Genomic DNA, 20,978 nt, shown 5'->3' with positions numbered 1-20,978 from the left:
CCTCGATCTTGAATTCTTCTGGGTAGGGTTGCTTGCTTTGCATGGCACCTCCGATTGGGCCTCAGTTTGAGGCTCGAAGGTGTCTACTGGACCCGGGTCGATTCACGGCCCGCCGGCATGGCTGCCTTCAAGATGCTTCACAACGTCACCCTTCTTGATGCCGGCTGCATTGGTCGAGAGCAACTTGACGACAGCGCTTTCGACCTTGCCCAGCTGCTTTCCCTTGCCGCCGCCCTTGCTGGGTGCTTCGGCCGGTGAGACAACGCAGGTAGTCGCTGCACTGCCCCACTTCGTGACGCCCATCTGAACTACGTCCAATCTGAAGCCGATGCGTTCCCCCTTCACGCCGAGGTCGCGATCCTTGGTGATTTCCGCACACCGGCCCGAAGCCTGGTCGGTCACCTCGATTTCCGTATCCACGGCGGCCCGAACGCCCGACCACCCGCGCGCACCAGCAGCAACGTTCTTGCCGCTGTGATGGATGAGCATGAAGTGCGCATTGCATTCGCTACGAATGCGGTCGAAGCGCTCGATAACCAGGCCCATGTCCTGACCGGCGTTCTCGTTCGCTCCAGCACTCAGACGGGCGAGCGTGTCACCTACGATGAGCCGCACCTTCTGCTTGCGCTGTTCTTCGATCATCCGAACGGCCTTGATGATGGCCTTCGTGTCGGCATCGTCCTTAAACAGGTTGACCGCGTTCTGAACGATGGCGAAGTTGGGGACGCGCACTCCGTGGTGGGTCTGGTAGGCCTGAAGCCGGCTGGCGACAGACGACGGAGACTCAGCGGCCAGATAAACGACAAGGCCCTGCTCGGTATGCCGTCCCATCCATTCGGAACCACGCGCCACGGCCGCAGCCATGTCGATGCAGAAGAACGTCTTGCCGCTGTTCGAATCGCCGTAGACGATGCTGCCACCGCCGGCCGCGACGACTCCCTGCACCAGCTCGTCGGGCGGCGTGAAAGTTGAAGGGAGTTGGTCGGCGAAGGTGATTTGCAGCGGTAGCTTCTCCGCCTTAGGCGCTGGCATAGCTTTGACCTTCGCCGTATCAGCAGTGCTGGCCGGAGGCAAAGAGCTCACGTTGGCGGCAGCCAGGGCCGCCAGCTGCTGGCTGGCGGCGTCATTCCGCATGGATGCCTCCGATGCAGGTCTGTGCCGTCACATAGACGTGCCCACGCAGCAGGGTCATGATGTCAGCGACACGCCAGGTCAAGTGCGCGTTGACGCGGACTGGGCGGATAGGGCCATTCTCCAAACAGGCCCATTTGCGCAGGGTCTGTGGTTTGCGATTGAGTATGGCGGCCGCGTCTCTGGTGGAAAGAACAGGCTCCATGCCGCGTGCGGCAAGATGGTCAGGGGCGATTTGGGTGATGTTCACGATCAACGTCCAATTGCAGGCGCCTGCCAGCGGACGCTTGCGACGTTGAGTACGTGCCGATTTCCGTCTCAACGCCTGCAAGCATTCCGCTGCGGTCGCCTATCTATCTCGGCGTTGATATGGTCGAGTGGGGTCCCAGTGGGGAGGCAAGACTAGGGAGGTGGGGATTTTTTCTCCCCACTGCCCGCCCCATACCTTTCATGACCTTCGACCCGAACATGGCCATCGTCAACAGCTTCTTGCCAAATGCCGTTGAACGTCTCCTGAACCGGGGTAAATAGATGGGCGTCTTTTGCAACGCATCGACGATGAATTTCGCCTTTACCCGAAAGCGGAATGCGCAGCGGCTTGTATTGAAGCTCCTTGACGACCTCAAGGATGATCGCGAACTGCTTCGTGCGCTTTGGGCCTCTCTTCGGTCTTGCAATATCCAGCGCAGTTATCGAACTCAGCTCTTCATCGTCGTAGGGTGATGATGTTGCGGGCCGATCTTCGGTTGCGCGCCACAAGAAGCCGGGCGCGTCGCCAGGAAAGTTCGACTGCATCCATTCGCGTAGGTCTCGCGCAAGTACCGCCTCCGCGGTCCCTGGCAAATCACCTGTCGATATGGCCTGATTCAGCCATGCAATACGTTCCTCAAATCGTGGCAAGTCGGCGAACTCGCCAGGCACTGGAAGCGCGCGAGCGCTGAGCTTCGGCTTTACGACAACTGTGGGCCGTACTGCTTCATCGGCCGGCTTGACGCGGAAGCCTTGCGGGCAGTTCAGCACCAGCCGTATGTCGTCTTCAGTTTGGACCTGCTGCCAATCCGGACACATCGGCTCCTTGTGACACTGGAAGTCGCAATAGTTCCATCGAGAGAGGTGCGCTGCGCTCTCGTCGGCATCTCGCCTAGCCGCACAAGCGACAGCTTCGGCATGATCCGATTCCAGTCGTGCCAGATCGGTAGCCTCCATTCGGCCACGAATCGCCGCCGGGTCCGCGCCCACCCACAAGGCTGCCGCTTCGACGGCGCTGTATGCGTATTTCATGGGCCGCAAGGATAGGTCGTTGGCCCTATTGATCCGCAGTTCCTCGGCACCTGAGGGCTGGCACTTTGTCACGCCGAAGCCAGACACACCGACCAGACTGCCGCGGAGGGATCGAGGGCGGCCTCTGTCGCGGCGCTACTATCCCCTCAAAAAGCGGGGGAAGTATGGCGGAAGAGAGCATCAGTCGATTCTTCATGAAGCTCGGCTTCGCACTGAGGAACACCCGGACATCCTGGGGGGCGACGAGCGGCGATGCGATATTGCTGCGTACCTGGTCCGACGAGTATCAAGCCCGCTCGCGCCGGGTACTTGTGCTCGGCAACGAGCGTCGGCCCGGAGGCACAACGTCGGCGGGACTCAATGAACGGAAGGCGCACATCAGAGCGTTGTGGGCTGGCGGACAGCCTGGGTATGCAGTGATCGTCACGCCTGTGGACGACAAGACTGACGGCGTTCGTCAGATCGGCGGCTTTCGCCCTGATGCTGTCTTCCCTATAGAGCACCTTGAGCAAGAGGGCACCGTGACATATGCCGTGCTCGGCGCGCCGGTCCCGGTAGAGCAATTGGCGCAAGACATGCGCAATCGCCGAGTGACAGGCACCGGCCAGCCACTTCCTGCAAGCCTTCTTGACTCAAATCCGCCGGAGCCCGTCGACGCACAAGAGAAGACGGCCTACAAGGCCGCAGCTGTCCGCACGTACCTGATCGACGCAGCAACCCGCCGGTCGACGGTGACATATGGCGAACTGTTCGATGCATTCGATCTGAATCGCCTGACCATTGCCCATGTCCTATCTGCGGTTGGGCATGTGTGCCTGGAAAACGAGGAGCCCATACTTACTGCGCTCGTCGTACTCAAAGAAACCGGACGCTGCTCCACGGGGATGGAACGTGAGTTCGGCGTGGACGAGGATGAGGAACGTCTTCGTGTCTTCGCCCACTGGGCCGGCGGCGCAAAGGATGGCGGCAGCCAACGCGGGCAAGACTGGACCGATGACGAGTTGCGCGCCTCAGTGGAGGCGTATCGCGAGATGCAGCAGCTTGACGCACGCGGTGCTTCGTTAGTCAAGGCTCACTACTACCGGCGGCTGGCCGAGCGGTTTGGGCGCCCCGAAGGGGCCTTTGAGCGGCGTATGCAGAATATATCGGCCATGCTGGAAGCCAGAGGGCTCCCATGGTTGCGTGGCCTGAAGCCCCAGGCCAACACTGGCGCGAATCGAGAGGCGCGCCTTGCACATTTCCTCAATGATCTAGTCACCGAACTGTCCCTACCCATCCAGATCGCCGAAGAGTTGGACGAGGCCAGCGGTGTGGTCGAGGGTGCGAAACGGCAGATCACGGTGAATGCTTATGAACGTGACCCGACTGCAAAGCCTCGGTGCGTCAAGCGCTGGGGCACCACCTGTGTCGTGTGCGGCTTCAACTTCAGCGCCATGTACGGCAGCCTTGGGGACGGGTTCATTCATGTCCATCACCTGAAGCCAATTCACACTATCGGCCAGGCGTACATCCTGGACCCGGAGAATGACCTTCGACCTGTTTGCCCCAACTGTCATGCAATGCTGCACCGGCAGAAGACCACGCTGTCCATCGAGGAGTTGCGCGGCCTGCTCAAGCTGACGTTCGCGCAGGCCTTCCCAGCAACACCCGCTGAACGCATCGAGACCCTCGAATGATTCGTCTCGTACTGCTGCCTGGGATGGATGGGACGGGACAGTTGTTCGGCCCCTTCTTGGCGGCGTTGGGCGTTACCGTTGACGCTCGCGTCGTGCGCTACCCGCCATCCATGGCCAGCTACCAGGAGTTGGTGGCGTTCGCTGCAAATGAGCTGCCCACCGACGGCCGCTACATCATCCTGGGAGAGTCGTTCTCTGGCCCGATAGCCACGGCCCTAGCGGCCGGACGGCCCGCTGGCCTGGTCGGGCTGGTGCTGTGCGCTACCTTCGTGAAGAGCCCGCGCCCAAGGTTCAACAGCCTGCGGTCGCTGGTCGGACTGCTGCCCGCAATAGCGCCCCCCATCAAACCGTTGAGCTGGCTGCTTTGCAACGAAGCTGCCGGCTCGCAATTGCCCCACCTGCGTTCCGCTATCGCCAGTGTTCCGCCCTCAACGCTTCGCGCTAGGCTGGGCGAAGTTCTCGCCGTCGATGCCTCTGAAAGCCTCCGGGACGTCTCGGTGCCAATCCTCTACTTGCGCGCGCTGCACGACCGCTTGGTGCCCAGGGACGCTTCGCAAGTCATTCAGCAGCTCAGGCAGGATGTGACGGTCGTTGACGTCGAAGCTCCTCATTTCCTGCTTCAAACGGCTCCAGAAGCCTCTGCTGCGGCGGTGCAGCGATTCGCCACGGCGATAGCGGCTACTGGCTCAGGTGCCACCAATCCAACGGCCGCAGTTCGCGAATCTCCCCCGGCTTAGGCGGCGGCCACCAGTGGCAACTCTTGGGCTGGTGAGCCGCGCTTAATGCCGGCTTGCTCCAGAATCCACTGCTCGATGCGTTCGTGGTGGACACGAAGTAGGTCCAGCGGGCGTCGCTTGTAGTGCTTCTCCGCAGTCGCGCTGGGCTTGTGCCCCTGAATCTGGGCCACCACGCCAGTGGGGATTCCGAGCCATTCGGTTAGCGTAGAGAAGCTGCGTCGCAGGCCATGCAGCGTCAACCCTTCAAGCCCGACGGCCGAACAGGCGCAGCGGTGTGCGCTGCCCGGGTCCGTCAAGTGTCCGGACGCGCTAGCCCGCACACGTTCGCCCGTCGGCGCCTGCGAACCCTTGCGGGCATGCTTAGCTTCCCGCCGCTTGATGCTGGCCGGATCAAGGCTCAGGGCACGAGTGCTAGAAAAGACCCACTCGTTGCGCCGAGGAAGCGCGTCAAGCAGCGCCGCCACGTATGGCGTGAGAGGAATGACTCGATCCCCTTCGTCCTTGTCTCTGATCGTCATCGACATCCAGCGAGTGTCCATGTCTTCCCACCGAAGGGTCAGCATCTCTCCAGGCCGAGCGCCCGTAAGAAGCATGGCCTGCAGGTACGCGCTGATGACTGGGTTGTCGATACCTCGCACAGCTGAGAACCAGGTAGCCAGTTGGCCCTTCTCCACTGCGTCGTCGTGCGCCGCTGGCCGCCCCAGCGCCTCGCGCGCCTTCTTCGTTTTCGCTGGGTTGGCACTGGTCAACAGCGCCGCGTAGATCGAGTGCTCGGCACACCAGTTCAGGAATACCTTCAAGCAGCGCCAGCACAAGCGCGCATAGGTAGGCCGGGTCTTCGCCTGTTCGGCCGCCCACTCTTCGATGACAGCCGGGGTCAAGTCCCGCAATGGGAGGGTGAGCAGATGGAACAGCGGACCCGGAACGGTCTTGGGCTTCGTCCCGTCGGCCGCGATCTTCACACCACGCTTGCTGACCTCTCCACCCGCCTTAGCCATCTTGACGTGATCCGCGTAGTGACGCTCGCCCCAGACGCTGCGACGCTCCTCCAGGTAGATCGCCCAAATTTCGCCCACCGTGACGGCGGCCACTCGTTCCGCTTCTGCATGAGCAGCGGCGGCGGCCTTCTTAGCCTCGGTCGCTGCTATCGCGTCACGCTTCAGATCGCGAGGGTCCTTGCCCTCATCAATCAGACGCTGTAGCGCGCGTGTCTTCGCTCTCGCCTCGTCGATGGACCAGGCATCGAGACCACCTATGGTGATGCGCACGTCCTTGCCTTGGTAGACGCCTTGGAACACGTATGCAGGCCGCCCAGCAGGCGTGCCGCGCAGGCCGAGTCCGGGCGCTATGGCGTCCCACAAGAACGCCTGTTTCTTTTCCGGCGGGCACTTGAACCCGTTGACCCTGCCGGCCGTGAATGCCACCTTTGTCATCTCGCTCCCTCTTGTCTTACGTGGGCAGTAATGTAAGGGAGGATGTAAGACGATTTGGTCAAAACGGATCAACTCCGATCAACACCAGGTGAGAAGAATTCACCACAAGTGCTTGATTTTTAATGAAATCATCAACGTCAATCAACACAAGGGAATGAAATTAGTCGCGGAATCATAATCCGCAGGTCAGGGGTTCGAATCCCTGAAGCGCCACCAAACAAGACACCCCGCAGAACGCAAGTTCTGCGGGGTTTCGCGTTTTGGGACCTGCCGAAGGCCACGCATGTTCAGCCTGGCCTGTCGCACGGCCCCAATCAACCGGGGGCGGCACCTCGTCGCCCGCCCCCCCGGCTGCCGGTCAGTTGCCGATCAATTGCAGCTCAAGGTCGCGAGGTTCTTGCCCGCCCCCGCCACGTTCGCCAGCTTCTGCTTCACGCAGGCCGGGTCGTGCGCCGTATAGCCATACGGGATGCCGACCGGGAAGTTGGCCGTCGTCACCCAGTCCGTCGCATCGCGCGAGGGTGACGAGCCGCTCGCGACCCACGTGATGCCGTAGGTGGCGAAGTCGGCCGGGCTTCTCACGTTGTTGTTGCGCAGATCCCAGTAGCCGATCGACGAGCTGTCCCGCGAGGTCACCGGGTTCTGCGCGTTCTCGAAGTAGTTGGCTTCGATCAGCGAGTAGCCGCCCATGCGGATGTTGGCGCCCGAGGTGATGACCTGCGAGAAGAGGTTGTTGTAGAGGTGCGTGTACCCCGCGCGCTGCAGCGGCAGACGCGAGCCGACGTTGCGGTAGTAGTTGTGGTGGAAGGTGATGTAGCGATCGCTGGCGTCGCTGTCGCTCGACCCGATCAGCCCGACCTTGTGGTGGTCGTGGATGTAGTTGTACGAGTAGGTGATGTGATGCGCGCCCGCCTTGTTGTCGATCAGGCCGTCGAACTCCAGGTCGCCCGCGCCGGCGCATTCCGCGAGCGAGCTGAACAGCGTGTTGTGGTCGATCCAGATGTTGCCGGGGTACTTGCCGCCCTGCCCCTCGATGCCGATCGCATCGATCGATCCAGGCAGCAGGCCGATCGTCATGTTGCGGATGATCACGTTCGAGGCGCCGCCCTTGACCGCGAGCCCGAAGTTGGCGGCCGAGCCGTTGACGCCCTCGATGGTCACGTCGCTCTTGTTCTTGACCTCGACGATCGCGCCGGCGGCCTTCTTCCATTGCGCGCAGGGGTCGGGAATCGTGCCGAAGTCGAAGGTGCCCGCGTAGCGGATCACCAGACCGCCGGTGCCGCTGTAGGCATTGATCGCCGCCTGCATTTCGGCGGCCGTGTTGACGGTGACCGGCGTCGCCGATCCGCCGCCCGTCACCTGCCCCGCGTAGCCGCCGCTGTGCCCGGCCGGTGCCGGTGAGGGCGCGGGGGACGGTGCGGGAGCGGGTGAAGGCGCTGGTGCGGGTGATGGCGCCGGCGCTGGCGAGCCGGCCGGTCCGACGGCGCATTTCTCGGCCAGGCCCGGATTCGGATCGGCGCCGTCGAAGGTGGCCGACGTGCACGCCACCGTGCCGGTCAAGGTCTTGACGACCCATTTGTCCTTGACGCCGAAGGACACCGGCCGCGCCGTCGTGCCGACCTTGCAGCTGCCACCCTCGTCGGCGCACTTGGAAAAGCCGGACGGCCAGTCGACCGCCGACGCGGTGCCGACCGGCGCGAGGACGCCGCACGCCACGGCGACCAGGGCCAGGCCTTGCCTCGGCGGCCTGGGCGCGCGCAGGGCCCGGGGCCGGGGCGCGATCAGGTCCGGGGACGAAAGGGGGAAGGACTGCGAATGCTCGTTGCTCATTGGATGTCTCCCAGTTCGTTGGATTGATCCGGCGCGGACAAGGCTCCGCCCGCCACCGGATGAACGGTGAATCGACCACTGCAGGAATCGGAACACGGGCTGACCGCCGCGACCGCCGACGGCACAGCCAGAGCCGCGGCTGCCACCGGGCGCGGGACGTGTTCAAGGGGAAGCCAACTGCCTGTCCATCCGTGCCGCGCGCCTGGACCAGCAGGATCCGAAGCGGGGACGGTGGCCGTGGGCAGCGGCCATGTGCCGCCAGCTCGCGCGCAGGCGCCGCCGGGTTGACATCGGAGTGCAGCCTACCGAGATTGAGGAATTTCGGAAAGGCGTTTTACATTTAACGACCCAGCGTTACGGTCTTTTGGCGTCGGGGCTCGATGGGGCGTCCGCCCTCATCTCCCCCGGCGCCTCCCATCCCCCGCCCAGGGCCTTCACCAGTGCCACCGTGGCGCGCCGCTGCCGCGTCGCCAGATCGATGGCGCTGCGCCGTGCCTGCAGGCCGGCGGTCTGCGAGGTGACGACCTCCAGGTAGGCCGCCGCGCCGGCGCGGTAGCGGTTCGTGGCCAGCGCGAGCGAGCGATCGGCCGCGTCGACCGAGCGGTTCTCGGCCACCAGCGCCTCGCCGTAGCGGTCGAGCAGCACGAGCTGGTCCTCGACCTGCTGGAACGCCGACAGCACCGTGCCTCGGTAGCGCTGCGCGACCTCGTCCAGTGCCGCTTGCGCGCGCGCCTCTTCCGCCTTGCGGCGGCCGCCGTCGAACAGGTTGAAGGCCAGCGTCGGACCGAGCGCCCAGAACAGGTTGGGTGCCTCGATGAAACGGCCCAGGTCGCTGCTCTGGAAACCGCCCTGCCCGCCCAGCACCACCGACGGAAAGAACGCCGTCTTCGCCACGCCCAGCGTGGCCGTCGCGGAGACCACGCGCTGACGCGCCGCGGCGATGTCGGGACGGCGCTCCAGCAGCGTCGACGGCAGCCCCGTCGGCACGATCGGCATCGCCAGCTCGACCGGCATCGGCGCGATGCTGAAGGTCGACGCGTTGGCGCCGACCAGCGCGGCGATCGCGTGCTCCAGCACTGCGCGCTGCGCCTGCGACTGGCGACGCTGCGAGCGCGCCGATTCCAACTGGCCCTCCGCGCGCGCCTGGTCCAGGCCCGACGCGATGCCGGCCTGATGGCGACGGCTGATCAGGTCGAAGGCGTGCTTGTAGGCCTCCTCGGCATCGGCGAGCAGCTCGGCATCGCGGTCCAGCCCGCGCAGCGCCAGCATCGAGTCGGCCAGTTGCGCCTGCAGCGCCAGCCGCGCCGCCACCAGGTCCGCCGCCGCCGCGCGCTCCGACGCCACGCCCGCCGCCACCTGACGGCCGATGCGGCCCCACAGGTCGATCTCGTAACTCAGGTCCAGGCCCGCCGTCGCGCTGGTGTACCAGTCGGGGGACGTCGGCCCCAGTACCCGCAAGGGGCGCAACTCCGACTGCCGGTCGCGCTGCACATTGACCGAGCTGTTCAGCGTCGGGGACTGCGCGGCGCGCAGGCTGTCGGTCGCGGCGCGCGCCTGCTGGTACCGGGCCAGGGCCGAGGCCAGGTCCGGGCTGTTGTCGATCAGGCGCTGCTGCAGCGTGTCCAGCGTCGGGTCGCCGTAGGCCTTCCACCAGCCGTCCTGCGCGATCGGCGTCGCCGAGGTCGCGGCCTCCACCCAGGGACCGCGCGCCTCCTTGAAGGCCGGGGCCGCGGGCACGTCGGGCAACTGCGTCTTCGGCGGCTGGGCACAACCGGCCAGCAGCGCCGCGGTGGCCGCGGCGATCAGCCCGGCGCGCAGCAAGGCCAGCGGCGCGCTCACGAGCGCCCCTTCGCCGGCGCCGCCGACGAGGCCGATGCCGACGGCTGAGCGACGCGCACCGTGTCGCCTTCGGCCAGCCCGTCGGGCGGGTTCTCGATGACGCGGTCGTTGGCGGTCAGGCCGGCGCCGAGCTCGATGCGCGTGCCCATGTCGCGCGCGATGGTGACCTTGCGCAGCCGGACGCGGCTCTGCGCGTCGACCGTGGCGACCTGCACGCCGTCCTTGCCGATGATCACCGCGCCCGGCGGCAGCGACACGCCCGCCGCCTGCGTGGACGACGAGGCGGTCGACGCGGCCGTCGCGCCCGCGCCTTCGAAGCGCACCGTCGCGAAGCCGCCGGGCAGCAGCTCGTCGTGGTCGTTGTCCACCATCAGCTGCACCAGCATCGCGCCGGTGCCGGTATTGATCGCCTGCGACAGCGACTGCACCGTCGCCGCGAAGCGCTGGCCCGGCCGCTCCGGCACGGTCAACTCCGCCTTGGCGCCCGGGCGCACCTGCGCGACCTGCCGCTGCGGCACGTTGACGTAGACGCGCAACTTGCGTGTGTCGGAGACGACGAACAGCTCGCTGCCCGGCGCGCCGCCGATGTTGATCAGCGCCCCCACGTCGGTGTTGCGCGTGGTGACGACCCCGTCGAACGGCGCCGTCAGCAGCGTGAAGCGCTTGAGCGCCTCGATGCGGTCGACGTTGGCCTGCAGCGCGTTGACCATCGACTGCTTGGCGGCCATGTCGCCGGTGCGCTCGTCGACCTCCTGCCGGGACACCGAGTCCGACTCCAGCAGCCCCTGCCAGCGCCTGGCCGTGGTGGCCGCCAGCACCGCGTTGCTGCGCGCGGTCGCGAGCTCGGCCTTGGCCTGCATCAGCTGTTGGTCGAGGTCGGGGGTCTCGATCTCGGCGAGCAATTGCCCGGCCTTGACCTTGCCGCCGATGTCGACGTTCCAGCGCTTCAGGTAGCCGCTGACACGCGCGTAGATCGGCGCGCGCGACCAGGCCTCGATGCGCGCCGGCAGTTCGAGCCCGGCGCCGGTCAGCGGACGAGGCGCGATCAGCGCCACGGTCGGCTGGCCGCGGTCGGCGGCGATGTCCTGCAGTTGCTCGGCGCGGGACCGACGGGCCAGCAGGCCCACGACGACCACCGCGAGCGCCACCACCACCGCGACGGTGGCGATCAGCTTGAAGCGCGGGGGACGGGAGACGACGGCATCAGTTCGCATGGGAAGGATCTCCTGACGCGGCCAGCGGCGGCACGGCGTCGGCATTCGATTCGAGGGAGTCGGGGGAAGCAGCGGTCTTGCGGTGGTGCCGGTGCACGAGGCTGAACACCACCGGCACGAAGACCAGCGTCGCGAAGGTCGCGAAGATCAGGCCGCCGATCACCGCGCGGCCCAGCGGCGCGTTCTGCTCGCCGCCCTCGCCCAGGCCCAGCGCCATCGGCAGCATGCCGATGATCATCGCCAGCGCCGTCATCAGCACCGGGCGGAAGCGCACGAAGCCCGCCTCCAGCGCCGCCGCGGTGGCGTCGCCCAGTTCCTCCAGCCGCTCCCGCGCGAAGCTGATCACCAGCACGCTGTTGGCCGTCGCCACGCCCATGCACATGATCGCGCCGGTCAGCGCCGGCACCGACAGCGTGGTGTTGCTCGCGAAGAGCATCCACACGATGCCCGCCAGCGCCGCCGGCAGCGCCGACACGATCACCGCCGGGTCCAGCCAGGACTGGAAGTTCACGACGATCAGCAGGTAGATCAGCACCACCGCGCCCAGCAGCCCGAAGAGCAGGCCGGAGAACGCGCGGTCCATCGTCCGCACCTGGCCCAGCAGTTGCACGTTGGACCCCTTGGGCACGTCGGCCGCGGTGTCGGCCAGCGCCCGGCGGATGTCGCGGGCGACGGCGCCGAGGTCGCGGTCCTGCGTCGTCGCATGGATCTGCACCATGGTCTGCACGTCGTACTGGCTGATCAGCGCGGGGCCGGTGGTGCGCTGGAAGCTCGCCAGCCCGCCCAGCGTGGTCGTGCCCGACGCGCTGCCGTTGCCGATCGGCAGGTTGCCCAGCGACGCCAGCGAATCCAGTTGGTACTGCGGCGTCTGCATCACGATCGAGTAGCTGACGCCGTTCACCGGGCTCAGCCAGAAGGTCGGCGCGACCTGGCTGCTGCCGGCCAGGTTCACCACCAGGCTGTTGGCGACGTCGCGCGTCGTCAGGCCCACCAGTTGCGCCTGCGTGCGGTCGACGTCGACATTGAAGACCGGCGCCTTGTTGGACTGCTGGATGCGCGCGTCCGCCACGCCCGGGATCGCCTTGATGCGCTTGAGCAGTTGCTGCGCGTAGACGAAGTTGGCGTCGATGTCGCGGCCGCGTACCTGCACGTCGATCGGCGCGGGCGCGCCGAAGTTCAGGATCTGGCTGACGATGTCGGCCGGCGGGAAGGAGAAGGTCGTGTCCGGGAACTCGCGCGGCAGCGTCAGGCGCAACTGGCGCACGTAGTCGGCCGTCGGCGGATGCCCCTCCTTCAGCGCGATCTGGAAGTCGCCGTCGGAGGTGCCCAGCACGCCGGTGTTGTTGTAGGTCAGGTTGATGGACGACGGCGGCAGGCCGATGTTGTCGACCATCGTCTCGATCTGCGACGACGGGATCACGCGACGGATCGCCTGCTCGATCCTGGCGAAGCGTGCCGCGGTCTCCTCGACCCGCGTGCCCACCGGCACCCGCGCGTGCATCAGGATCTGGCCCGAGTCCACCTGCGGGAAAAAGTTGCTGCCGATGAAGGGCACCAGCCCGAAGGACAGCAGTACCACCGCCGCGAAGCCGATCAGGAACGGCCGGCGGCGGCCCAGCGCGGCGCTCAGGACGCCGCGGTAGCCCTCGCGGAAGCGCTCGAAGCGGACCTCGAAGTTCCGCTGGAAGCGCACCAGCGGATTGCGCGACGGCGGCACGGCCAGATGACCGTGGCCATCGGTGAGCGGCGCGTGCGGCTGGAGCAGGTACTTGGCCATCGTCGGCACCAGCGTGCGCGACAGGATGAACGAGCACACCATCGCGAAGATCACCGCCTCGGCCATGGGCACGAACAGGAACCGCGACACGCCCTCCAGGAAGAACATCGGGATGAACACGATGCAGATGCACAGCAGCGAGACGAAGGCCGGCGTCACGATCTGGCGCGCGCCGTCCATGATCGCGTCCTCGACGCCCTTGCCGTGCTCCAGGTGCCAGTTGATGTTCTCGATGGTCACCGTCGCGTCGTCGACCAGGATGCCCACCGCCAGCGCCAGGCCGCCCAGCGTCATCAGGTTGAGCGTCTCGCCGATCGCCGCCAGCCCCAGGATCGAGCCCATGATGGACAGCGGGATCGACACCGCGATGATCACCGTCGAGCGCCAGCTTCCGAGGAACAGCAGGATCATCGCGCTGGTCAGCGCCGCCGCGATCGCGCCCTCGATCGCCACGCCCTTGATGGCCGCGCGGACGAAGACCGACTGGTCGTTGATCGGCTTGACCTCGAGCTCGTCCGGCAGCGACGGCTTCAGGTCCGCGAGCTTGGCGCGCACGCCGTCCACGATCGCCAGCGTCGACGCCGCGCCATTCTTCAGCACCGACATCAGCACCGAGCGCCCGCCGTCCACGTGGACGATGTTGGTCTGCGGCGCGTTGCCGTCGTGCACGTCGGCGACGTCGCGCAGGTAGATCGTCGAGCCGTTGACGACCTTCACCGGCAGCCGGCCCAGTTCCTCGATCGCGGAGGGCGCGCTGTTGAGCTGCAGCGTGTATTCCAGCTCGCCGATCTTCTGCGTGCCGATCGGGGTCAGCACGTTCTGCGTCGCCAGCGCGGCGGCCACGTCCTGCGACGACAGGCCCCGCGCCTGGAGCGCGGCGGGGTTGACGTCGATCTGCACCTGCCGCTGCTTGCCGCCGTAGGGCAGCGGAATGGCCGCGCCGGGCACCGTCACCAGCGGCGTGCGGATGGTGTTGAAACCCAGGTCGAAGAGCTGCTGCTCCGACAGGCCCTTGCCCGACAGCGCCAGCTGAAGGATGGGCACCGTGGCCGCGTTGTAGTTCAGGATCAGCGGCGGCGTCGTGCCGGCCGGCATCTGCCGCACCGCCACCTGCGCGATCGCGGTGACCTGCGCGTTGGCCACCGAGATGTTGACGCCCGGCTGGAAGAAGATCTTCACGACGCTGACGCCGGGGTAGGTGTTGGCCTCGATGTGCTCGATGTCGTTGACGGTGGTCGTCAGCGAGCGCTGGAACAGCGTCGAGATCCGTCCCGCCATCTGGTCCGGCGGCAGGCCGGTGTACTGCCATGCCACCGCGATGACGGGCACGCGGATCTCCGGGAAGATGTCCGTCGGCGTGCGCATCGCCGCCAGCGGCCCCAGGATCATCAGCAGCAGCGCCAGCACCAGGAAGGTGTAGGGGCGTCGCAGCGCGACGCGCACGACGTCCATCAGCATGGCCAGGGTCCCACGATCGTTGTTCTCATCGTCGCTTCCGTCTTGCGTGGCGCGGGGCTCGCGTGGCGTCCCGCGACCGGTCCTCGACGACCGCGCGCGGGGGCCGTCGAGAGCGAATTCTCTGTGTCGACATGCGCCGCGATGTTGCTGCGCGGTAATGCCCGTACGCGTACGGTGGCGACTCCCCACGCTCGGGCGGCGACCCGCGCGATGCCTGCACGCACCGGGCGATTGACGCGCGTCGGCACCGCGACGGGGAGCGACGCGCGCGGGCTCGCGCGGTCACCAGCCGGGCACCGCCACCGTCGGCACGGTCAGCACGCGCACCAGCCTCGTCGAGCCGGGTGTTCGTGAGCCGCGGCCGCTCAGCCGCCGCTCGACGACGCGCCTCAGCCTTCGGCGTGCTCGGCCTCGCGCTTGAGCGAGGCCAGGTCGATCACGAAGCGGTACTTCACGTCGCTCTTGAGCATCCGCTCCCAGGCGTCGTTGATCTCCTGGATGTCGATCTTCTCGATGTCGGCGGTGATGCCGTGCTGGCCGCAGAAGTCCAGCATCTCCTGCGCCTCGGCGATGCCGCCGATCACCGATCCGGCCACCGCCTTGCGGCCCAGCACCAGCGGCGCGGTGTTGAGCTGATCCTCCAGCCCGCCCAGGTAGCCCACCGTCACCAGCGTGCCGGACAGCCCCAGCGTCGCGACGTAGGGATTCAGGTCGTGGACGTAGGGCACGGTGTCGACGATCAGGTCGAAGGTATTGCGCACCGCCTTCATCTGCGCCTTGTCGGTGGAGATCACGACGCGGTCGGCGCCCAGGCGCCGGGCGTCGTCCTCCTTGCCCGGCGAGCGGCTGAACAGCGTGACCTCGGCGCCCATCGCCTTGGCCAGCTTCAGCGCCATGTGCCCCAGGCCGCCCAGCCCCACCACCGCGACCTTGCTGCCCGGGCCGACCTGCCAATGCCGCAGCGGCGACCAGGTCGTGATGCCGGCGCACAGCAGCGGCGCCGCGCCGGCCAGGTCCAGCCCGTCGGGCACCTTCACGACGAACTTCTCGGACACGACGATGGTCTCGGAATAGCCGCCGTACGTGGTCATGCCGTCGTGCGGATCGACGTCGTTGTAGGTCAGCGTGTTGCCGTTCTCGCAGTACTGCTCCAGGCCCGCGCCGCAGGGCGCGCAGTGCTGGCAGGAGTCGACCATGCAACCGACGCCGACGTGGTCCCCGACCTTGAAGCGCCCGACCGCGTCGCCGACGTGCGTGACGCGGCCGACGATCTCGTGGCCCGGCACCATCGGATGCCTGGCGTTGCCCCAATCGTTGCGGACGTTGTGGATGTCGGAATGGCAGACGCCGCCGTAGAGGATCTCGATCACGACGTCGGTGGGACGCGGATCGCGACGCAAGAAGCTGAACAGGCCCAGCGGCGAATCGACGGAATGAGCGGCATAGCCGCGGACGTTCATGACCATGATGCCTCGCAAGGAGAAGGGACGATCGGGGCGGCCCCGTCGCCGGATCGCCGCGGGGGGCGCGGCGGGACGCGTCGGGAGCGCGTGACGGCGGCGCGGGGCCGCCGTGACCGCTGGACTGTAGGCAAGGGATTCACAAGGCGCCAGCCCCATCTCCATTGAAGGATTGGCAAGCGACGGTTGACACCCGGCAGCCCGGACGCGCCGTCGGCCGTGCTGTCCCGACCGTCGCCGCCCCGCGTCCCGTCGCGGTCGGCGCGGGATGAAAGTTCCGATGGCGTACGCACTGGCCGCCAACTCTTCCCGCTAATCGCCCGGCTTACAAATTCCCGGGAAAGTCCGGGCGTTTCCGCCGTCAGATCGCCGCTTGAAACATGCGGTTGCTCCTTAATATCCGGCCCCAGCGGACAGCCCGGCCCCGGCCGGATCACCTGGAAACCCGTCCGCCAGAAAGACATCGGGCCGTATGAAGTCGATCGGGTCGTGGGGTCAGTCGGGACCTTCTCCAAGGGCATGGGCCGTCAGGGCGACGCTGCCGTTGCTCCTCGCTGGCGCGGCGATCGCGCTTGGATCGGGCATCGGCATCGCCCGCGCGGAGCCCGCGACCGCCACCGCTACGCAGTCGCCCTCCGTCACGGCACCGGCCGCGCCACCGGTCCAGGCCGTCCACGCCGCGCCGGCCCCGGCGCCTACCCTCGCCACACCCCTCCCGGCCGCCGCGATCGACTTCCGGGGCGAACCGGCCTCCCCCGAAGCCCGCGACATGGCCCGCACCGCGTTCGAGCGCGGCGACGCCAAGGGCCTGCCCTTCGCCATCGTCGACAAGAAGGACGCCAAGCTCTTCGTCTTCAGCTCCGACGGCCACCTGATCGGCGCCGCGCCGGCGCTGCTGGGCCTGGCCCGCGGCGACACGGCCGCCCCGGGAGTCGGGCAGATGGTCGCCACGGGCATCCCGGCGGCGCTGCGCACCACGCCGGCCGGCCGCTACGACAGCCAGCCCGGCCCCAACCTCAAGGGCGAGACCGTCATCTGGGTCGACTACGACGCCGCGTTCGCCATCCACCGCCTGCGTCCCAGCCCGGCCGCCGAGCGCCGCGCCGAACGGCTCGCCTCGGCCTCGCCGGACGACAACCGCATCTCGCTGGGATGCGTCGTCGTCGCGGGGGACTTCTTCGACCGCATCGTGACGCCGGTGCTGGGCCATGGCGCCGGGGTCGTCTACGTGCTGCCGGAGCCGCGCCCGGCCGCCGTGGCGCAAGGGTCGGCGGGCTCCCGGCTCTGAGCCTGGCGGGGCCCAGCCGCTACACTCGCGGCTTTTCCGCAGCCACTGGATCTACACCATGTCCCGCTGTGCCTCGCCCGCCTCGCCCCGCCGTCGGACCCTGACGGCGCTGGTCGCCAGCACCGCCCTCTCCGGCAGTCTCGTCGCCGGCAGTCTTCTCGCCAGCCTCGCGCCGACCGCCGTCGCGACCTTCCTGCTCGCCGCGGCGCCCACCGCGCAGGCGCAGATCGTCCCCGGCCACCGCTACTTCCCGCAACGCGCGCTGCGCGGCGAGCTGATCATCGGCGTCGCGCCGGACGTCAAGCTCAACGGCAAGCCGGCGCGCCTGGCACCCGGCGCCCGCATCCGCAACGCGGTGGACCTCGTCGCCACGCCGGGCTCGCTCTACGACCAGAAGCTCACCGTCCTCTACACCCGCGACATCAGCGGGCTGATCCTGGACGTTTGGGTGCTGAACGAGGTCGAACTCGCGAACAAGACCTGGCCGACCACCGCCGAGCAGGCCGCCGCGCTGCAGTTCGACCAGGCCAGCCAGATCTGGCGCAAGCCCTGAGCGATTGACCTGGCCGCGCGCCGCCGGGGGCGGCCGCGGCTGTCGCCGGTCACGCGCCGCGCGGTCGATGTCTCGCGATTGCTCCCGCCCCTTCCCGCTTTCTCCTTTTTCTCCTGTTTTCTCCCGGAGTTCCCCATGAGCAAGAAAGTCTTCATCAAGACCTTCGGCTGCCAGATGAACGAGTACGACTCGGACAAGATGGCCGACGTGCTGCGCGCCGCCGACGGCTACGAGCCGACCACCGACGTCGAACAGGCCGACCTGATCCTGTTCAACACCTGCTCGGTGCGGGAGAAGGCGCAGGAGAAGGTGTTCTCCGACCTGGGCCGCATCAAGCACCTGAAGGCCAAGGGCACGCTGATCGGCGTGGGCGGCTGCGTCGCCAGCCAGGAAGGCGCCGCCATCATCGAGCGCGCGCCCTACGTGGACGTCGTCTTCGGCCCGCAGACGCTGCACCGCCTGCCGCAAATGCTGGCGCAGCGCCAGGAGCAACTGCGCCCGCAGGTGGACATCAGCTTCCCGGAGATCGAGAAGTTCGACAACCTGCCGCCGGCCAAGGTCGAGGGTGCCTCGGCCTTCGTGTCCATCATGGAAGGCTGCTCGAAGTACTGTTCCTACTGCGTGGTGCCGTACACGCGCGGCGAGGAGGTCAGCCGGCCCTTCGAGGACGTGCTGGTCGAGGTGGCCGGGCTGGCCGACCAGGGCGTCAAGGAAGTGACGCTGCTGGGCCAGAACGTCAACGCCTATCGCGGCAAGATGGGCGCGGGCGCCGAAGGCAGCGACGAGATCGCCGACTTCGCGCTGTTGCTGGAGTACGTCGCCGAGATCCCCGGCATCGAGCGCATCCGCTACACCACCAGCCATCCGAACGAGTTCAGCCAGCGCCTGATCGACGCCTACGGCAAGATCCCGCAGCTGGTGAACCACGTCCACCTGCCGGTGCAGCATGGCAGCGACCGCATCTTGATGGCGATGAAGCGCGGCTACACCACGCTGCAGTTCAAGAGCACCGTGCGCAAGCTGCGCGCCGTGCGTCCGGACATCCGCATCGCCAGCGACTTCATCGTCGGCTTCCCGGGCGAGACCGAGGACGACCACGCCAAGACGATGCAACTGGTGCGGGACATCGGTTTCGACGCCTCCTTCAGCTTCATCTTCAGCCCGCGTCCCGGCACGCCCGCGGCCAACCTGGCCGACGACACGCCGCACGAGGTCAAGGTGCGCCGCCTGCAGGAACTGCAGGCCGAGATCGAGGCCACCGCGATGCGCTACAACCAGGAGATGGTCGGCCAGACGGTGCCGGTGCTGGTCTCCGGCCACGCCCGCAAGGACGCCACCGAGCTGATGGGCCGCACCGAGTGCAACCGCATCGTCAACTTCAAGGGTCACGAGCGGCTGATGAACCAGATCGTGCCGCTGCGCATCACCGAGGCCTTCCCGCACTCGCTGCGAGGCGAGGTGCCGGTGACCGAGGACGTGCTCAGCGCTTGAAGGTAACGCCCCACAGCGTCACCGAGATGCCGATCAGCATCAGCCCGTAGCCGGCCATCGTCCCGTCCCGCCCCAGCAGCGTCAGGGCGGCGACGATGCCCAGGCTCCCGCCCAGACCGCCCCAGGCGAACAACGTGCGCCACTTCATGCCGGCGGCGCTCTGCTTCCACAGCAGCTTCATCGCCAGCGCCATCAGCGCGGCCACACCCCAGGCGGGCAGGAACAGGTTGCCGAGATGCCAGACGGCGTCGAGTGGGTTCAAGGGGGGCTCGCGAGGGGACGGGAAAGAAGGATCGGCCAATGCGACGGGCCGGAAGTGGGCGAGGAAGCGACAAACCGGGCGTTTTCGACGCCATTTCCTTGACGCTTCTCCGGCCACCGGCCGAACCGGGTGTCCCGCCCGATGCACGGGACGGGTCGGAATTTTATAATCGGCGGATCATGACGGTGTTTGCCTTGGGCCTGAACCACACCTCCGCGCCGCTGGACCTGCGCGGCCGGTTCGCGTTCACGCTCGAGCAACTGGCGCCCACGCTGCTCCGCTTCCAGGACCAGATCGGCACCCGGCGCCGCACCGCGCCCGCCGCCGAGGCGGCCATCCTCTCCACCTGCAACCGCACCGAGCTCTACGTCGCCGGCGACAGCGACATGGTGCGCCCCGCTGTCGACTGGCTGGCCGAGATCGGCGGCGTCGGCAGCGCCACGCTGATGGACCACGCCTACGTCGCCGAGGGCGGCGCCGCCGCGCGGCATGCGTTCCGCGTCGCCAGCGGGCTCGATTCGATGGTGCTGGGCGAGCCGCAGATCCTCGGCCAGCTCAAGCAGGCCGTGCGCGAGGCCGATCAGGCCGGCACGCTCGGCACCACGCTGCACCAGCTGTTCCAGCGCAGTTTCTCGGTCGCCAAGGAAGTCCGCAGCTCGACGGAGATCGGCAGCCACTCGATCAGCATGGCCGCCGCGTCGGTCCGGCTGGCCTCGCAGCTGTTCGAGAACCTCGCCGACCTGCGGGTGCTGCTGGTCGGCGCGGGCGAGATGATCGAGCTCGTCGGCACGCACTTCGCCGCCAAGGGGCCCAAGGCCATCGCCGTCGCGAACCGCACGCTGGAGCGCGGCGAGAAGCTCGCCTCCCACCTCAACGCCGAGGCCTTCCGCCTGGCGGACCTGCCCGATCGCCTGCACGAGTTCGACGCCGTCATCTCCTGCACCGCCTCCAGCCTGCCGCTGATCGGCCTGGGCGCGGTCGAGCGCGCGCTGAAGAAGCGCCGCCACAAGCCGATGTTCATGGTCGACCTGGCGGTGCCACGCGACATCGAGCAGGAAGTCGCCCAGCTCGACGACGTCTACCTCTACACCGTGGACGACCTGTCGCAACTGGTCCAGACCGCCGGCGAGAAACGCCAGGCGGCGGTCCAGCAGGCCGAGGCCATCATCGAGAACGGCGTGCAGAGCTTCGTGCACTGGCTCGGCCAGCGCCACACGGTGCCGCTGATCCAGGCGCTGCACCAGCAGGCCGACAGTTGGCGGCAGGCGGAGATCCTGCGCGCGCGCAAGCTGCTGGCGCGCGGCGAGGACATCGACACCGTGCTGGACGCGCTCTCGCGCGGCCTGACCCAGAAGATGCTGCACGGCGCAATGGCCGAGCTCAACGGCAGCGACGGCGATCACCGCCTGGCGGTGGCGCAGACGGTGTCGCGGCTGTTCCTGCGCGACAGCGCGAAGACCCCGGGCCTGCGCCCGACCGGCACCGACGACCTCGCGGACTCCTAGCGGCGCGAGGCCGCCCCGGCGTTCCGCGCCGCGCCCCGCCGGA

The 20,978-nt window shown here is 67.4% G+C and carries 16 protein-coding genes; 6 read left to right on the top strand and 10 right to left on the bottom strand.

The window, feature by feature from the left end; translation table 11 throughout:
• Positions 1-102 precede the first annotated feature (102 nt).
• The 3 genes from CDN99_RS27270 to CDN99_RS28535 all read right to left on the bottom strand — a co-directional run bounded on the left by CDN99_RS27270 (position 103) and on the right by CDN99_RS28535 (position 2,412).
• Entirely contained in the window at positions 103-1,134 is a 1,032-nt protein-coding gene (locus tag CDN99_RS27270; RefSeq protein WP_088388708.1) for a helicase RepA family protein, read from the bottom strand.
• Positions 1,124-1,381, bottom strand: a complete 258-nt coding sequence (locus tag CDN99_RS27265; protein WP_310732497.1) for a helix-turn-helix domain-containing protein — start codon at positions 1,379-1,381, stop codon at positions 1,124-1,126. The genes CDN99_RS27270 and CDN99_RS27265 overlap by 11 nt, the downstream gene beginning before the upstream one ends.
• A 152-nt stretch (positions 1,382-1,533) precedes the next feature.
• A complete protein-coding gene (locus tag CDN99_RS28535; protein WP_141101018.1) occupies positions 1,534-2,412 on the bottom strand; it encodes a hypothetical protein in 879 nt (292 codons plus the stop codon).
• Between the two features lie 194 nt (positions 2,413-2,606).
• Between CDN99_RS28535 and CDN99_RS29050 the strand changes: the two genes are divergently transcribed.
• Positions 2,607-4,088, top strand: coding sequence for an HNH endonuclease (locus CDN99_RS29050; protein WP_202820329.1), 1,482 nt, complete (start codon positions 2,607-2,609; stop codon positions 4,086-4,088).
• On the top strand, positions 4,085-4,825 hold the full coding sequence (locus CDN99_RS27255) for an alpha/beta fold hydrolase (protein ID WP_193531753.1): 741 nt from the start codon (positions 4,085-4,087) through the stop codon (positions 4,823-4,825). Before CDN99_RS29050 ends, CDN99_RS27255 begins: the two co-directional genes overlap by 4 nt.
• Here CDN99_RS27255 and CDN99_RS27250 read toward each other — a convergent pair.
• The 6 genes from CDN99_RS27250 to CDN99_RS27225 all read right to left on the bottom strand — a co-directional run bounded on the left by CDN99_RS27250 (position 4,822) and on the right by CDN99_RS27225 (position 15,842).
• Positions 4,822-6,258 (bottom strand): tyrosine-type recombinase/integrase, encoded by a 1,437-nt coding sequence (locus CDN99_RS27250; protein ID WP_088388706.1) that lies wholly within the window; start codon positions 6,256-6,258, stop codon positions 4,822-4,824. The two genes, CDN99_RS27255 and CDN99_RS27250, sit on opposite strands and share 4 nt — an antisense overlap.
• 369 nt (positions 6,259-6,627) lie before the next feature.
• Positions 6,628-8,088 (bottom strand): pectate lyase family protein, encoded by a 1,461-nt coding sequence (locus tag CDN99_RS29000; protein ID WP_088388704.1) that lies wholly within the window; start codon positions 8,086-8,088, stop codon positions 6,628-6,630.
• Positions 8,089-8,442: 354 nt separating this feature from the next.
• Positions 8,443-9,927 (bottom strand): efflux transporter outer membrane subunit, encoded by a 1,485-nt coding sequence (locus CDN99_RS27240; protein ID WP_238139735.1) that lies wholly within the window; start codon positions 9,925-9,927, stop codon positions 8,443-8,445.
• On the bottom strand, positions 9,924-11,141 hold the full coding sequence (locus CDN99_RS27235) for an efflux RND transporter periplasmic adaptor subunit (protein WP_088388721.1): 1,218 nt from the start codon (positions 11,139-11,141) through the stop codon (positions 9,924-9,926). Before CDN99_RS27235 ends, CDN99_RS27240 begins: the two co-directional genes overlap by 4 nt.
• Complete coding sequence (locus tag CDN99_RS27230) at positions 11,131-14,376, bottom strand: efflux RND transporter permease subunit (protein WP_375134536.1); 3,246 nt, start codon at positions 14,374-14,376, stop codon at positions 11,131-11,133. Before CDN99_RS27230 ends, CDN99_RS27235 begins: the two co-directional genes overlap by 11 nt.
• Positions 14,377-14,765: 389 nt before the next feature.
• Positions 14,766-15,842 carry an NAD(P)-dependent alcohol dehydrogenase gene (locus CDN99_RS27225; protein WP_088388702.1) on the bottom strand — a complete coding sequence of 359 codons (1,077 nt, stop codon included), beginning with the start codon at positions 15,840-15,842 and terminating at the stop codon, positions 14,766-14,768.
• 763 nt (positions 15,843-16,605) lie between these two features.
• On the opposite strand from CDN99_RS27225, the gene CDN99_RS27220 reads away from it, so the two are divergent.
• The 3 genes from CDN99_RS27220 to miaB all read left to right on the top strand — a co-directional run bounded on the left by CDN99_RS27220 (position 16,606) and on the right by miaB (position 19,168).
• Complete coding sequence (locus CDN99_RS27220; RefSeq protein ID WP_238139734.1) at positions 16,606-17,124, top strand: L,D-transpeptidase; 519 nt, start codon at positions 16,606-16,608, stop codon at positions 17,122-17,124.
• Between the two features lie 58 nt (positions 17,125-17,182).
• Complete coding sequence (locus CDN99_RS27215; protein ID WP_238139733.1) at positions 17,183-17,677, top strand: hypothetical protein; 495 nt, start codon at positions 17,183-17,185, stop codon at positions 17,675-17,677.
• 135 nt (positions 17,678-17,812) lie between these two features.
• Positions 17,813-19,168, top strand: coding sequence for a tRNA (N6-isopentenyl adenosine(37)-C2)-methylthiotransferase MiaB (gene miaB / locus CDN99_RS27210; protein ID WP_088388700.1), 1,356 nt, complete (start codon positions 17,813-17,815; stop codon positions 19,166-19,168).
• On the opposite strand, the gene CDN99_RS27205 is transcribed toward miaB, so the two are convergent.
• Positions 19,158-19,430: a hypothetical protein gene (locus CDN99_RS27205; protein WP_088388698.1), complete on the bottom strand. Its 273-nt coding sequence runs from the start codon at positions 19,428-19,430 to the stop codon at positions 19,158-19,160. The two genes, miaB and CDN99_RS27205, sit on opposite strands and share 11 nt — an antisense overlap.
• Before the next feature lie 179 nt (positions 19,431-19,609).
• Between CDN99_RS27205 and hemA the strand changes: the two genes are divergently transcribed.
• Complete coding sequence (hemA, locus tag CDN99_RS27200) at positions 19,610-20,935, top strand: glutamyl-tRNA reductase (RefSeq protein WP_088388696.1); 1,326 nt, start codon at positions 19,610-19,612, stop codon at positions 20,933-20,935.
• The last annotated feature ends 43 nt before the right edge of the window (positions 20,936-20,978 follow it).

It is taken from the genome of Roseateles aquatilis, assembly GCF_002205645.1.
GTDB lineage: Bacteria > Pseudomonadota > Gammaproteobacteria > Burkholderiales > Burkholderiaceae_C > Roseateles > Roseateles aquatilis.
The sequence above is the reverse complement of the archived record's forward strand: the minus strand, read 5'-3'. Positions and strand labels throughout refer to the sequence as shown.